We start from the raw sequence: 13,560 nt of genomic DNA, 5'->3' as shown, positions 1-13,560 counted from the left end.
ATATATTATTCTCGATGATAAGGATGATTAGTGGTTAGCGACCACGCACGATACAAACTTTCAGCCACCACGACACGAACAAGCGGGTGAGGTAATGTCAAGGGAGAAAGCGACCAGCTTTGCTCTGCGGCAGCTTTGCATTCTGGCGAAAGCCCCTCAGGCCCACCAATCAATAAACAAACATCGCGACCATCATTTTTCCACGCTTCTAGTTGCTCAGCTAGCTGCGGCGTCGTCCAAGGTTTACCAGGAATATCTAACGTCACGACTTTGCCTTTTCCACAGACCGCTAACATCGCTTTACCTTCTTGTTCTAAAATACGTTTAATATCAGCATTTTTTCCACGCTTGCCTGCTGGGATTTCAATTAGTTCAAAAGGCATATCTTTTGGGAAACGGCGTTGATATTCCTCAAAACCCGTTGTAACCCAAGAAGGCATTTTTGTTCCGACGGCAATTAACGTGATTTTCACAAGTCATCCTTATCTAAAAAGTGCGGTTATTTTTTACCGCACTTTACTAAAATTTACGCCCAAAGTTTCTCTAATTGATACATTTCACGGGCGTCACGTTGCATGATATGTACGATAGCTTGACCAAGATCCACCACAATCCAATCTGCAGTATTTTTACCTTCTTCGCCAAAGGTTTCAAAACCTGCTTTTTTACATTCTGTAATTAAATTATCTGCCATTGCAGAAACTTGGCGACTCGACGTCCCCGTGCAAATAATCATATTATCCGTAATCGAGGATTTTCCACGTACATCAAAATGTACAATATCTGTTCCCTTTAACCCATCTAAGGTTTCCATCAAAAATTCAACTAACGCCATTTTGTTCTCACTTAGCAATAAAGGTGCGGAATTCTATCATTGAATACCCTCTTGCGCAAAATCCACGCAAAAAATAAGCGCGAAATTAACCGCGCTTTTTATGTCTACATTGAAATTATTTTTACTATGCTGCCCATAATAACACTGCCAATAACTGTGGCGACATTATCCGCAAGAACATCACCAATGGATACACAGTTGCATAAGAAAGTGCTGCAGCACCGTTATCTTCTTTAATTTCATTCGCAAATGCTAAAGCGGGAGGATCCGTCATTGAACCTGCAAGTAAACCGCATATTGTGAGGTAATTAAGTTTTCCATATAAGCGTGCTATAGTCCCAACAATAATCAACGGCACAAAAGTGATAAAAATACCGTATCCCATCCATTCAAGTCCCGAACCATTCACTAAAGTATCAAAGAAACTTCCACCTGATTTTAAACCAACAACCGCCAAGAAAAGAACAATCCCAATTTCGCGCAATGCCAAGTTAGCACTTGGTGGCATAAACCAGTAAAGTTTACCAATCGTGCCAATTCTCGCTAAAATCAACGCAACCACCAATGGCCCGCCAGCAAGCCCTAATTTTAACGCAACAGGGAAACCTGGAATATAGAATGGAATCGAACCAACGAGTACCCCTAAACCAATACCGATAAACACTGGTAACATTTGCACTTGAAGTAATTTCTGTTGTGCGTTACCAATAACTGAAATGGCCTGATTTAGTACATCACTGCGTCCAACCATATGTAGCACATCGCCAAATTGCAGTGTGGTATTTCCCGTTGGAACTAACTCAATCCCTGCACGATTTAAACGTGAAATTACAACCCCATATTTTTGATGAATGCCTAACGCACGGATCTTTTTGCCTAATACTTTTTCATTCGTTACCACCACACGCTCGGAACGAATTTCGCCACTATAGGCAACGGTTGGTGCATCAACTTCGTGTCCGATAATTAAACGCATTTTAGCAAGCGAATTATCATCACCCACTAATTGTAAAATATCGTTGGTACGAATCTCAGTACTTGCCTTTGGAACAATTTCCATATCATCGCGTTTTAAACGTGAACATACGACTTCTTCATCACTAAATCCAGGAATTTGAATCAATGTCAGACCATCTAGATTTTGGTTCGTCACTTTTAAAGAAATATTATGTAAACTTTCTTTATCTTGGCTGCTCTCCGCATTAAAACGAGCGGCTTCATCGTCCACTTTGACGTTAAAAAACAAGCGGATTAACCACATTGCAAGCAAAATACCGCAAATCCCGAATGGATAAGCCATTGCATAAGACACCCCCATAGTCACAGTGGTTTGAGGCACCCCTAATTCTGCTAAAATTTGCTGCCCTGCCCCCAACGCTGGCGTATTAGTAACAGCACCAGAATAAATACCTAAGGCAATATCCAGTGGAACATCCGCAATTTTATGTACAAGAACCACGGCAATTGACCCCAGCACAATAATCAAAATGGCAAAGGCATTTAGCTTTAAACCAGATTTTCGTAAAGAAGAAAAAAAGCCAGGTCCAACCTGAATACCAATAGTATAAACAAATAAAATCAAACCAAATTCTTGCACAAAATGCAGCGTATGCGCATCCAGTTGCAAGCCATATTGATTAGTGAAATGGGCAACAATAATGCCGCCAAACAGCACGCCACCAATGCCAAGCCCAACCCCGCGGATCTTCCAATGCCCGATCCATAAGCCGATTACGGCGACGAGGGCAAGAAGACTAATCGTGATCGCAATATCACTCATATTGACCCCTTAAAAATGAAATTTAACTCCTTCGGATTATATCCAAGTTGTTTTTTGAAAACCTTAACCAAACTCAAAAAATGATACGTTCGTCACATTTTTTCTTGCGAAATTGAGCATAGACTCTACAATACCGAAAATTTTTGACCCTTTTACAAAAAGTGCGGTTATTTTTCACCGCACTTTTATCTCGGATGGAATATTTATGGATTACAGCCAAGAAGCCATTACTTCTCTTATTTGGATTTTACAAACGCTAGCCATCACCTCAGTCGTCTTTAGTTTTGGCATTTTTCTTTTGGTGCGTTTTACTCAATGGGGAAAACAATTTTGGATGTTTGCAGGCGGTTATCTTTCGCCTAAACGTAGCATTAAACCTATCTTATTCTTTCTGCTTATTGTTGCAATGACATTACTTAGCGTACGTATCAGCCTTGTAAATTCTGAGTGGTATAAAAATATGTATACCTCATTGCAAGAATTTAATGAACATGTATTTTGGCAACAAATGGGCTTATTCTGCGTCATCGCAGCAAGTTCTGTTTCAGCAGCATTAGTAAGCTATTATTTAGAGCAACGTTTCGTCATCAACTGGATTGAATGGCTTAACGAGCAGCTTGTTAATAAATGGATGGCACATCGTGCCTATTACAAAACACAGTATTTATCAGAAAACCTAGATAACCCCGATCAACGTATTCAACAAGATGTGCAATCTTATGTAAAAACCACGCTTTCTTTAAGCACTGGCGTCATTGATGCGGTCACCTCGATGATCTCTTACACGATTTTGTTATGGGGATTAGCAGGTCCAATGATAGTACTTGGTGTAGAAATTCCGCATATGATGGTATTTTTAGTGTTTGGTTATGTCATTTTCACAACCCTCATCGCATTCTGGCTCGGTCGCCCATTAATCTCATTGAATTTTATTAATGAACGCCTAAACGCAAACTATCGTTATTCTTTAATTCGCATTAAAGAATATGCTGAAAGCATTGCTTTTTATGCGGGCGAAAAAGTCGAAAAAAATCAGCTTTATCAGCAGTTCAACGCCGTCATTCACAATATGTGGGTCATTATATTTAGAACACTAAAATTTTCTGGATTTAACCTAGTCGTAAGCCAAATTTCTGTTGTTTTTCCATTGTTAATTCAAGTTGGACGTTACTTTGAAAAGCAAATAAAACTAGGCGATCTAATGCAAACCTTGCAAGTATTTGGTCAGTTACACGCAAATCTTTCATTCTTCCGCAGTACTTATGATAATTTTGCAAGCTATAAAGCAACGCTAGATCGTTTAACTGGGTTCTGTTATGCCATTGAAAAAGCAAATAATAAATCACAAACACAGATCCACAATCATCCAACAGATGTGATTTTCAAAAATTTAAGTATTCAAAATCCATTAGGTCATACACTAATTAAACATCTAAACATTACCTTACCGCAAGGAACAAGTTTACTTATTCAAGGAAAATCTGGGGCAGGAAAAACCACGCTTTTACGCACCATTGCGGGGCTTTGGAGCTACGCCGAGGGAGAAATAAATTGCCCTACGCACAATCAGCTTTTCTTGTCACAAAAGCCCTATGTGCCACAAGGAAATTTAATGTCAGCATTAGCTTATCCAAATAACGCTGACAATATTTCACATACACAAGCTGTAGAAATATTAAATAAAGTACAACTAGGACATTTGGCTGAACAATTAGAAAAAGAACAAGACTGGACACGTATTCTTTCTCTTGGCGAACAACAGCGTTTGGCGTTTGCACGATTAATTCTACACAAACCAGCGGTGGCATTTTTAGATGAAGCCACAGCTAGTATGGATGAAGGTTTAGAATTTTCGATGTATCAATTGTTACAACAAGAACTACCACAAACGACAATCATCAGTGTGGGACACCGTTCAACCCTTAAAACCTTACATCAACAACAGTTAATTCTGCAAGACAAAGGGCAATGGCAAGTGCTATAAAAAACGCTAAAAAACACTGTAATCGCAACGCTTTTTTTGATACATTTAGTGCAATTTTTTGTATGTTTGACAAAGTCATTTTCTACTTTTTGTCAAACAAAACTAACTTTCATTTTAAACGGTATAATTATGTTATTTAAAAAAATTCGTGGGTTGTTTTCAAACGATCTTTCTATTGATTTAGGCACAGCTAATACTTTAATTTATGTCAAAAGACAAGGTATTGTACTTGATGAACCCTCTGTTGTTGCGATTCGTCAAGATCGCGTAGGCACATTAAAAAGCATTGCAGCTGTGGGTAAAGAAGCTAAATTAATGTTAGGTCGTACTCCCAAAAGTATTGTAGCAATTCGTCCGATGAAAGATGGCGTTATTGCAGACTTTTTTGTGACAGAAAAAATGTTGCAATACTTTATCAAACAAGTTCATAGCGGTAATTTTATGCGTCCAAGCCCACGTGTATTAGTATGTGTGCCAGCTGGTGCAACACAAGTAGAACGTCGCGCAATTAAAGAATCAGCAATCGGTGCTGGTGCGCGTGAAGTATATTTAATTGAAGAACCAATGGCAGCTGCAATTGGGGCTAAATTACCCGTTTCTACTGCAGTTGGTTCTATGGTAATTGATATCGGTGGCGGTACGACAGAAGTGGCTGTAATTTCCTTAAATGGTATCGTATATTCTTCTTCCGTGCGTATCGGTGGTGACCGTTTCGACGAGGCGATTATTTCTTATGTTCGCCGCACTTTTGGCTCGGTTATCGGAGAACCTACCGCCGAACGCATCAAACAAGAAATTGGTTCTGCTTATATTCAAGAAGGTGACGAAATTAAAGAAATGGAAGTACACGGACATAATTTAGCTGAAGGTGCGCCACGTTCATTTACTTTAACATCACGTGATGTCCTAGAAGCCATTCAACAACCATTAAACGGTATTGTAGCAGCGGTTCGAACGGCACTTGAAGAATGCCAACCAGAACACGCAGCAGACATTTTCGAACGTGGTATGGTATTAACTGGTGGCGGTGCTTTATTACGTAATATTGATATTTTACTTTCTAAAGAATCTGGTGTCCCAGTTATCATCGCAGAAGATCCATTAACCTGTGTTGCTCGTGGTGGTGGCGAAGCATTAGAAATGATCGATATGCACGGCGGCGATATTTTTAGTGATGAAATTTAATCAGAATATGAACAAAAAGTGCGGTTAAAAATAACCGCACTTTTCCTTTCACTTTTTTCATTCAACAAGAGAAAGTTTAATGAAACCCATTTTCGGCAAAGCCCCTCCCCTAGGTATTCGTCTGCTTATCGCTATCTTTGCATCTATTGCCTTAATTTTAGCTGATGGACGTAATAGCTCAATAACGAAAGCACGTAGTGCAATGGAAACGGCAATAGGCGGTTTATATTATCTTGCAAATAGCCCTAGAAGTATCTTAGATGGCATTTCAGAAAATCTTGTTGATACCAATAAATTACAAATTGAAAACAAAGTACTACGCCAACAGCTTTTGGAAAAAAATGCAGATTTACTTTTACTTGATCAACTCAAAGTTGAAAATCAGCGATTACGTCTTTTATTAAATTCTCCGTTAAGAACCGATGAATACAAAAAAATTGCCGAAGTTCTTACTGCAGAAACAGATATTTATCGCCAACAAATTGTTATTAATCAAGGCAAAAAAGACGGTGCTTATGTAGGTCAGCCTGTCATTGATGAAAAAGGCGTCATTGGACAAATTATTTCCGTGGGCGAAAATACTAGCCGAGTACTGCTACTCACAGACGTAACACACTCAATTCCAGTGCAAGTTCTACGCAATGATGTTCGTGTTATTGCGAGTGGGACTGGGCATACCGATGAACTAAGCCTCGATAACGTGCCTCGTTCCGTTGATATAGAAAAAGGCGATCTTCTCGTAACCTCTGGGCTTGGTGGACGTTTTCTTGAAGGCTATCCCGTAGCTGTTGTACAAAGCGTTTCGCGTGATAGCTCTAATTACTTTGCAATAGTTAAAGCTAAACCTTTAGCTTTATTAGAACGTTTACGTTATGTACTTTTACTTTGGCCAAGTAACCTAGATATATCAAAAGTAAAATCAATGTCGCCAGAAGAAGTTCGCAATCTGGTGCAAAAACGTTTAGAAAGCCAAGCTAATGAAGCAAATTATAGAGTGAAAAAAACACCCTTAACAGAAAAAGACTTTCCAGAAAATGAAGAAAAAACCATTATTGAACCAGATATTCCAACAGATTTTCTTCAAAATGAAGAAGATCTTCCCATAGAACAGCAAGAAGAAAGGATAGAAGACTAATGCAAACACGATTTATTTTACAATGGTTCACTATTTTAAGCTTCTTTGTTATTGCCTTTGTATTAGAACTTGCACCTTGGCCAGTTGGTTTCCAAATGCTAAAGCCTGCGTGGCTTGTACTTGTATTACTTTATTGGGTATTAGCTATTCCCAATAAAGTAAGTATAGGCTGGTCATTTTTACTCGGATTAACTTGGGATTTAATATTAGGCTCTACATTAGGCGTTCACGCTCTCGTACTTTCTACGAGCATGTACATCATTGCCAAAAACTATTTAATTCTGCGAAATTTATCACTTTGGTTCCAAAGTTTATTGGTTGTACTTTTCGTCTTCATTATAAGATTACTTATTTTCTTAGTTGAATTTTCACTCCATACTGCCTTTTTTCATTGGCAAGCCATCTTGGGCGCATTCGCTTCTGGTTTACTATGGCCTTGGGTATTTTTATTAATGCGCAAAATACGCAGAAAAGTTAAATTACATTAAAAAAGAGAGGTAACTCTCTCTTTTTTATGATTTATGAATGTTTCAAACACCTAATTCAACGGCTTATTGCTATCCAGTAAAGAATCACATTCCCAACCGATATACTCTCCCGAAAATTGTTCAGCCAATTTTTCAAAACGTTCTACTTGTTCAAAAATCTCACTATTATCTAATGAAATTTCTTGCTCTAATTTTACCAAGAAATAAGGTTCGTCACCTTCATTAAACTGAATCGCTTGTGCAGAATATTGTAATGTTGTGAAAGAATAATCCCCTAAACTCAGTTCATCCATAAAAGGGAACATTTTCTGCTCTTCATCAAAATGAAAACTATGCTCTACTAAATAGGTATCACTTAAATTACGACCTTTACTTTTTAATAAATCAAGTAACTCCTCCGTTGCATTTAACTTAATCTCTAATGGAGAAGCAAGCAAAAAGTCAAAATAAGTATCCCAAATTAAATCCTTTTGAACATTAATATCTTTAACAAAATCAATTTGTTGTAAAGTTTCTACAATAAGATTTTCGTGCTTACAATAAAAATGTATTTTTATTTGAGAATTACAAATAAAATGCCCCGCAAAAAATACATTTGGAAGTGCGGTGAGTTGTGTCAAAATTTTAAATACACGGTTAATTAACTTATCGTATTCAACTTCTGAGGGTAAACCCGTTTCATCATCAGCCTGATAATCAATAGTAAACTGCACTATTTTATCGAGACCTTTACCGTGATATTTTTCAACATCTTCAATATTTGCGGTAAACACGGCAGGCATACCGTTCACGGTAGAACGATAATTCTGCCAATTTGCCATATCCATTTCGCTTTCCTATTTAAATTCAGCCCAAATCGGTGCGTGATCAGACGGTTTTTCCATTGCTCGAATATCTAATGCAATACCCACATCGACACAGCGTTCAGTCAATTTTTGGCTTACTAAAATATGATCAATTCGTAAACCTCGATTATCATCAAAACCTTTAGAACGGTAATCAAACCACGAGAATTTATCATTTGCTGTTGGGTTCATCTTACGGAAACTATCTTCTAATCCGTAATCATATAAACGTTGATACCACTCTCTTTCTTCTGGTAAGAAAGAACATTTACCTGTGCGTAACCAACGTTTACGATTTTCATCTCCGATACCAATATCTAAATCACTCGGGCTAATATTCATATCGCCCATAATTAAAATCGGATTAGATTTGTTGTGTTCTTTTTCTAAATACTGTTGAAGATCTGCATAAAATTTCTCTTTAGCTGGAAATTTAGTCTCGTGAGCACGGCTTTCCCCCTGTGGGAAATAGCCATTAATGACAGTCAATAAGCCAAATTCAGTTTCAAGATCAGCCATAATAATACGTTTTTGCGCATCTTCATTGTCTGTTGGAAAACCGCGACGAACCGCTTTAGGTTCTTGTTTAGTCAATAATGCCACGCCATAATGACCTTTCTGTCCGTGATGAAATACGTGATAACCTAAGTTTTCTGTAATTTCATAAGGAAAAGCCTCATCAGCAACTTTAATTTCCTGCAAGCCGATAACATCTGGCTGATATTTTTCAATAATGGCTTCAAGTTGATGTGGTCTAGCACGTAAACCATTTATATTAAAAGAGATAAATTTCATTTTTGTTCCTGTTAAAGAGTGAAATTGGCTTTATTATACAGAGATTTCTATTTTGATAAAAACGGCTTTGTCAGATAAACCTGAATTTGCTCAAATACTGTAGGCTTAAGCCAAAATTGACCTTGAATAGGAAAACAAGTGACCGAAATAAAATCATTCAAATAATCAAATTCCAATTGAGTAGCGTGCAAATAAGTGCGGTCAATTTTTTCAGTATTTTTACCATAAAGCCCATCGCCTAAAATCGGGCTACCTAAACTTTTCATGGCAACACGTAATTGATGTGTTTTCCCCGTTTGAGGTTTTAAAATAAATAAACGTAAATTAGGTTCACAATTTACACTTTCAAAACGCGTAATCGCTGGATTTTCTTTAGTTTGACAAAGTTTCCACGCACCATCTCGGGCTTTCTTCATATCCCCGACGATCAATCCTTGTTTCTTCTTAGGCTTTTGCTTACTTAATGCCAAATAAGTTTTATGAATTTTATGTTCAGAAAAAAGTCGAGAAAATTCAGCCGCACTTTCAGCATTCAGTGCCAAAATTAATAGCCCCGACGTCACTTTATCCAAGCGATGAACCAACCATACTTGAGACACATTCAGTTGTTTTGCAACAAGTTCTGTTAAGCCTTGTTCTTCTTGATCTTTATGAACACTAATACCTTCAGGCTTATTGATAATAATAAAATCGCTATGTTGATAAACAACCTCGATTTTCATCAGACTTGTTCCTTTTTGTAAATTTTGTTTTTACCGAGAACAATATCTTTTACCGAACTAAGTAATTCCTGTTGAATATGTGACAGTTTTGGTTTTTCGTTTAATTGAAATGCTAACGGGCGACAAAGCTCCATTGCTTTCACACCTAATCTAGCTGTGAGTAATCCCACACCGATTCCTTGAGCGATACGCGCAGACAATTTTGCTGTCACATCTTGAGAAAGCCAATCCATTCCAATATCTTGTGCCACTTCGGCTGCCCCAGCAAAAGCGATATTGACCAATACCATTCTTAACAATCGAATACGTGAAAAATACCCTAATTCAATCCCATAAATTTCAGCAATTTTATTCATTAATCGAAGATTGCGCCACGCGATAAAAAACATATCCACTACAGCAAGCGGACTAATCGCAACAATCACAGCTGATTCAGCTGCCATTTTACTAATCAATTTTTTAGCTTGTGCATCAAAAGAAGACAAAACATGACGACTGAATAAATGAGCAATTTCTTGCGCTGAATAAGCTTCATTTAATTGATGTTGCCATTGAATTACCGCTGGAGAATCATTTTCCAAACCTAGAGATTTTGCGACCTCTAAACAAAGTACTTTACTTTTTTCTACGCTCTGAACAGAAAAAATATCGCCATTTTTTACCGCACTTGCTAACCAAATCTGCTGACTTTGTTGTTGCAATTGCTCACGTTTTTTTAGACAAACTAAACGTCGCCACTCGCCAATAATCTCTTTAATCCCTAATAAAATGACAATTAAACTCACTAAAGAAAAAGCAAGATAAATCCATTGATGTTGTTGATAGCTATCCCAAATCCACTGCACAGATTGCGCAACCGTCGCCGTGCCAAATAAAAGTGCGGTAAATTTTAATACCGTTTTTCCAAAACTGGATTTTGGTTTCAATGCCTGTTCAAGCTGAGCATCAAGTAACTCTCCGTCTAACGCTTCATCTAACTTTGTTTCCACATTATGAAACTCTTGCTTAGGCTGATATTGTTCTTCCTCTACATTAACTGAATGTTCAAAAATTTGTTTTTCCATTGCCTATTCCAAAAAATAACCCCACTAAATAGTGGGGTCATAAAGTCAAAATTCAATCATTATTCATCACTTGAAAAGATAGAAAGTAATCTTAATAAACTCAAGAATAAATTGTAGATTGAAACATAGATGTTCACGGTTGCTCGAATGTAATTTGTTTCTCCACCGTGAATAATATTACTGGTTTCATACAAAATGGTCATTGTTGAGAACACAACAAATAATGCACTAATTGCGACTGATAACGCAGGAATTTGGAAGAAGAAACTTGCCACCATACCAAGCAATAGCACAATAAATAATGCGAACATTGCACTAGATAAGAATGACATATCTTTTTTCGTGGTCAATACATAAGCGGAACAAGCGAAAAACACAATGGCAGTTCCTGCGAATGCAAGCATAATCAAATCTTCCATTCCACGTGCCACATACATATTTAAAATTGGCCCGATGGTGTATCCCATAAATCCAGTGAAAGCAAAGGCAGCCAAAATACCAGCAGGGCGATCAGCTAATTTATTGGTTAAGAAAAGTAAGCCATAAAAGCCAACCAATAACACAATAATATTTGGATATGGCAAGTTTAAGCTCATTGAAATAAACGCAACAACCGCTGAAAATGCCATGGTTAATCCCAATAAAAAATACGTGTTACGCAACACTTTATGTGTGCTGAGTAACGATTCTTTTTGAGCATCCACAATAAGACGTGATTGCATAAAAGCTCCTTGTAAAATAAATAAAAAGTCTTCTGTAAAGTAAGGGCTAGGGATAAAAAAGTCAATGGTATTAATGGAATTAATTTCATCAAAATGAATAAATTATCATCATCTAAAGTTAAATCATCAAATTTCTATTTACATCAATAAAATATTCATTATACTACGCCCATCAATCACGGAGGAATGGTCGAGTGGTTGAAGGCACCGGTCTTGAAAACCGGCGAGGGTTTACGCCCTCCTAGGGTTCGAATCCCTATTCCTCCGCCATCAGAATTAAGAAATCCCTAAGTCACACGGCTTAGGGATTTTTACTTTGTATTACGTTATTTGGTCAATCCATTCACTAGTGAAATAACAGTCTGAATATCGCTATCAAACAATTTTCCTTCTTTCACAAATTTTACTTTTCCCGTTTTGTCTAACACGATAATTGCACTATCTTTAGAATTTAATCCCCAAGCATTTTTTACCGCACTTTTATCATCTAACACAACTTGACTATGTGGATTTTCCTGTTTGCCTTTTTGTGCACTATTTTTTACAAACATACCTGTACCAACAATCGCATCATCCGCATTAATAATAGTGGTTGTTTGGTATTTTACAGGATTAAAATGGGATGCTTTTATCGCATCAATCATCGACTGATTTTTCTCTTTTGCAGCCGTTCTACCCGCTAAATGATGAACAACACGCACTTTACCCGCTAATTCCGCAGAACCCCAAGGTTGAAACGCAGTATCTTTTCCTGAAAGCACAATTTCACCATACTCCGTTACTTGCACTGCTGGTAAAGATTGCTCTAATTGCAAATTGTGTGCCCAAGTCGAACTACTAAACATTACGCCACAAACTAAGGCAAGAATTTGTTTTTTCATACATTTTCCTCAAAAATTTATCAAAAACTTTCACGCTTTGGCGAAAGACATCTTTTTGCTATACTTGCGCGCCTATTATATGTAATCAAGAAGGAAAACCCAATGGATCAAATGCCTAATTGCCCAAAATGTCAAAGTGAATACGTTTACCACGATTCAATTAATTTTGTTTGCCCTGATTGCGGTAATGAATGGGATAATAATGAAATTCAAGAATCAGATGACGATCAACTAATCGTAAAAGACAGCAATGGGAATTTGCTTGCAGAAGGCGACAATGTACTTTTGATTAAAGATTTAAAATTAAAAGGTTCATCAGAAGTATTGAAAAAAGGTACAAAATTCAAAAACATCCGCTTAGTAAATGGCGATCATAATGTCGATTGCGGCAAAATCATGTTGAAATCTGAGTTTTTGAAAAAGGCTTAATCGAAAAAACGCGGTCTAAATAGACCGCACTTTGCACTTTAAAGAAATAAATTTATTTAATAATATCAATCACTTCTCTGACTAATCGTCCAATTTCATCCCAATTTTTGGATTGAATCAATTTTTTCTCCACAAACCAAGAGCCTCCACAAGCAACAATATTAGGAATAGCAAGATAATCCCTTATGTTATGAAGCCCTATACCACCAGTCGGCATTATCTGTAATTGAGCATAAGGACCGAGCAATGCTTTAATCATTTTCACTCCGCCTGAAGCCTCTGCAGGGAAAAATTTTACCGCCGAAATTCCCATTTCTAATGCAGTTTCAATTGCCATAGGATTATTCACCCCTGGCGTTATTGGAAAATTTAAATCTTGACATAATTTCACAATTTTTGGATTTAACCCAGGAGTAACCACAAAATCTGCTCCGCTACTTTTAGCTAAAACTACTTGTTCCGCAGTTAAAACTGTGCCCGCAGCAATCAAAAAATCGGGTCGATGAGTACGCAGTAAATGAATTGCATCTGCCGCTGCTTCAGAGCGAAAAGTAATCTCTGCCACAGGTAAACCATTTTTAGCCAACGTATCTGCTAGCGGCAAAATATCGTCTGCATTATCCAACGCAATTACAGGCACAATTTTGAGTTCACGAAGTTTTTCAATAATTTGTTGAGTTGTGTATGACATAATT

At 37.4% G+C, this 13,560-nt stretch carries 15 protein-coding genes and 1 tRNA gene; 6 read left to right on the top strand and 10 right to left on the bottom strand.

Annotated features, from left to right (window positions below; genetic code table 11):
* Nucleotides 1-5: 5 nt before the first annotated feature.
* From rlmH to K6J66_RS05225, 3 genes are all read right to left on the bottom strand, one after another.
* Nucleotides 6-473, bottom strand: coding sequence for a 23S rRNA (pseudouridine(1915)-N(3))-methyltransferase RlmH (gene rlmH, locus K6J66_RS05235; RefSeq protein ID WP_032824218.1), 468 nt, complete (start codon nt 471-473; stop codon nt 6-8).
* A gap of 53 nt (nt 474-526) precedes the next feature.
* Nucleotides 527-835: a ribosome silencing factor gene (gene rsfS, locus K6J66_RS05230; RefSeq protein ID WP_005635481.1), complete on the bottom strand. Its 309-nt coding sequence runs from the start codon at nt 833-835 to the stop codon at nt 527-529.
* A gap of 124 nt (nt 836-959) precedes the next feature.
* A complete protein-coding gene (locus tag K6J66_RS05225; RefSeq protein WP_038439615.1) occupies nt 960-2,615 on the bottom strand; it encodes a putative transporter in 1,656 nt (551 codons plus the stop codon).
* A gap of 205 nt (nt 2,616-2,820) precedes the next feature.
* On the opposite strand from K6J66_RS05225, the gene K6J66_RS05220 reads away from it, so the two are divergent.
* The 4 genes from K6J66_RS05220 to mreD all read left to right on the top strand — a co-directional run bounded on the left by K6J66_RS05220 (nt 2,821) and on the right by mreD (nt 7,407).
* Nucleotides 2,821-4,599 (top strand): ABC transporter ATP-binding protein/permease, encoded by a 1,779-nt coding sequence (locus K6J66_RS05220; protein ID WP_005668011.1) that lies wholly within the window; start codon nt 2,821-2,823, stop codon nt 4,597-4,599.
* A 129-nt stretch (nt 4,600-4,728) separates the two neighbouring features.
* On the top strand, nt 4,729-5,784 hold the full coding sequence (locus K6J66_RS05215; RefSeq protein WP_005657804.1) for a rod shape-determining protein: 1,056 nt from the start codon (nt 4,729-4,731) through the stop codon (nt 5,782-5,784).
* A 79-nt stretch (nt 5,785-5,863) separates the two neighbouring features.
* Nucleotides 5,864-6,919: a rod shape-determining protein MreC gene (gene mreC / locus K6J66_RS05210; RefSeq protein WP_012054775.1), complete on the top strand. Its 1,056-nt coding sequence runs from the start codon at nt 5,864-5,866 to the stop codon at nt 6,917-6,919.
* On the top strand, nt 6,919-7,407 hold the full coding sequence (mreD, locus tag K6J66_RS05205; protein ID WP_005657800.1) for a rod shape-determining protein MreD: 489 nt from the start codon (nt 6,919-6,921) through the stop codon (nt 7,405-7,407). Before mreC ends, mreD begins: the two co-directional genes overlap by 1 nt.
* Nucleotides 7,408-7,457: 50 nt before the next feature.
* Here mreD and K6J66_RS05200 read toward each other — a convergent pair whose 3' ends face one another.
* The 5 genes from K6J66_RS05200 to K6J66_RS05180 are packed head-to-tail and all read right to left on the bottom strand — an operon-like array spanning nt 7,458 to nt 11,555.
* A complete protein-coding gene (locus tag K6J66_RS05200; protein ID WP_038439614.1) occupies nt 7,458-8,234 on the bottom strand; it encodes a TIGR01619 family protein in 777 nt (258 codons plus the stop codon).
* A 9-nt stretch (nt 8,235-8,243) separates the two neighbouring features.
* Complete coding sequence (gene xthA, locus K6J66_RS05195; protein WP_038439613.1) at nt 8,244-9,047, bottom strand: exodeoxyribonuclease III; 804 nt, start codon at nt 9,045-9,047, stop codon at nt 8,244-8,246.
* Nucleotides 9,048-9,094: 47 nt separating this feature from the next.
* Nucleotides 9,095-9,769, bottom strand: a complete 675-nt coding sequence (locus tag K6J66_RS05190; protein ID WP_038439612.1) for a TIGR01621 family pseudouridine synthase — start codon at nt 9,767-9,769, stop codon at nt 9,095-9,097.
* Nucleotides 9,769-10,833 carry a YcjF family protein gene (locus K6J66_RS05185; RefSeq protein WP_038439611.1) on the bottom strand — a complete coding sequence of 355 codons (1,065 nt, stop codon included), beginning with the start codon at nt 10,831-10,833 and terminating at the stop codon, nt 9,769-9,771. The genes K6J66_RS05190 and K6J66_RS05185 overlap by 1 nt, the downstream gene beginning before the upstream one ends.
* A 59-nt stretch (nt 10,834-10,892) precedes the next feature.
* Nucleotides 10,893-11,555, bottom strand: coding sequence for a Bax inhibitor-1/YccA family membrane protein (locus K6J66_RS05180; protein ID WP_005649826.1), 663 nt, complete (start codon nt 11,553-11,555; stop codon nt 10,893-10,895).
* Nucleotides 11,556-11,735: 180 nt separating this feature from the next.
* On the opposite strand from K6J66_RS05180, the gene K6J66_RS05175 reads away from it, so the two are divergent.
* A tRNA-Ser gene (locus tag K6J66_RS05175) sits at nt 11,736-11,825 on the top strand.
* A 56-nt stretch (nt 11,826-11,881) separates the two neighbouring features.
* Here the strand turns inward: K6J66_RS05175 and K6J66_RS05170 are convergent.
* Entirely contained in the window at nt 11,882-12,436 is a 555-nt protein-coding gene (locus K6J66_RS05170) for a YtfJ family protein (RefSeq protein WP_005687488.1), read from the bottom strand.
* 102 nt (nt 12,437-12,538) lie between these two features.
* On the opposite strand from K6J66_RS05170, the gene K6J66_RS05165 reads away from it, so the two are divergent.
* Entirely contained in the window at nt 12,539-12,865 is a 327-nt protein-coding gene (locus K6J66_RS05165) for a zinc ribbon domain-containing protein YjdM (protein ID WP_010868923.1), read from the top strand.
* A gap of 52 nt (nt 12,866-12,917) precedes the next feature.
* Here K6J66_RS05165 and K6J66_RS05160 read toward each other — a convergent pair whose 3' ends face one another.
* A complete protein-coding gene (locus K6J66_RS05160; RefSeq protein ID WP_038439610.1) occupies nt 12,918-13,556 on the bottom strand; it encodes a bifunctional 4-hydroxy-2-oxoglutarate aldolase/2-dehydro-3-deoxy-phosphogluconate aldolase in 639 nt (212 codons plus the stop codon).
* Between the last annotated feature and the right edge of the window lie 4 nt (nt 13,557-13,560).

The organism is Haemophilus influenzae, assembly GCF_019703545.1.
Classification (GTDB): Bacteria; Pseudomonadota; Gammaproteobacteria; order Enterobacterales; family Pasteurellaceae; genus Haemophilus; species Haemophilus influenzae_E.
This window is presented reverse-complemented; position numbering and strand designations above follow the sequence as displayed.

Bases quoted from the DNA above. Each gene is read 5' to 3' on its own strand.
- rsfS (WP_005635481.1), bottom strand. From the start codon at position 835: ATGGCGTTAGTTGAATTTTTGATGGAAACCTTAGATGGGTTAAAGGGA.
- K6J66_RS05225 (WP_038439615.1), bottom strand. From the start codon at position 2,615: ATGAGTGATATTGCGATCACGATTAGTCTTCTTGCCCTCGTCGCCGTA.
- K6J66_RS05220 (WP_005668011.1), top strand. From the start codon at position 2,821: ATGGATTACAGCCAAGAAGCCATTACTTCTCTTATTTGGATTTTACAA.
- K6J66_RS05215 (WP_005657804.1), top strand. From the start codon at position 4,729: ATGTTATTTAAAAAAATTCGTGGGTTGTTTTCAAACGATCTTTCTATT.
- mreC (WP_012054775.1), top strand. From the start codon at position 5,864: ATGAAACCCATTTTCGGCAAAGCCCCTCCCCTAGGTATTCGTCTGCTT.
- mreD (WP_005657800.1), top strand. From the start codon at position 6,919: ATGCAAACACGATTTATTTTACAATGGTTCACTATTTTAAGCTTCTTT.
- K6J66_RS05200 (WP_038439614.1), bottom strand. From the start codon at position 8,234: ATGGATATGGCAAATTGGCAGAATTATCGTTCTACCGTGAACGGTATG.
- xthA (WP_038439613.1), bottom strand. From the start codon at position 9,047: ATGAAATTTATCTCTTTTAATATAAATGGTTTACGTGCTAGACCACAT.
- K6J66_RS05190 (WP_038439612.1), bottom strand. From the start codon at position 9,769: ATGAAAATCGAGGTTGTTTATCAACATAGCGATTTTATTATTATCAAT.
- K6J66_RS05185 (WP_038439611.1), bottom strand. From the start codon at position 10,833: ATGGAAAAACAAATTTTTGAACATTCAGTTAATGTAGAGGAAGAACAA.
- K6J66_RS05180 (WP_005649826.1), bottom strand. From the start codon at position 11,555: ATGCAATCACGTCTTATTGTGGATGCTCAAAAAGAATCGTTACTCAGC.
- K6J66_RS05170 (WP_005687488.1), bottom strand. From the start codon at position 12,436: ATGAAAAAACAAATTCTTGCCTTAGTTTGTGGCGTAATGTTTAGTAGT.
- K6J66_RS05165 (WP_010868923.1), top strand. From the start codon at position 12,539: ATGGATCAAATGCCTAATTGCCCAAAATGTCAAAGTGAATACGTTTAC.
- K6J66_RS05160 (WP_038439610.1), bottom strand. From the start codon at position 13,556: ATGTCATACACAACTCAACAAATTATTGAAAAACTTCGTGAACTCAAA.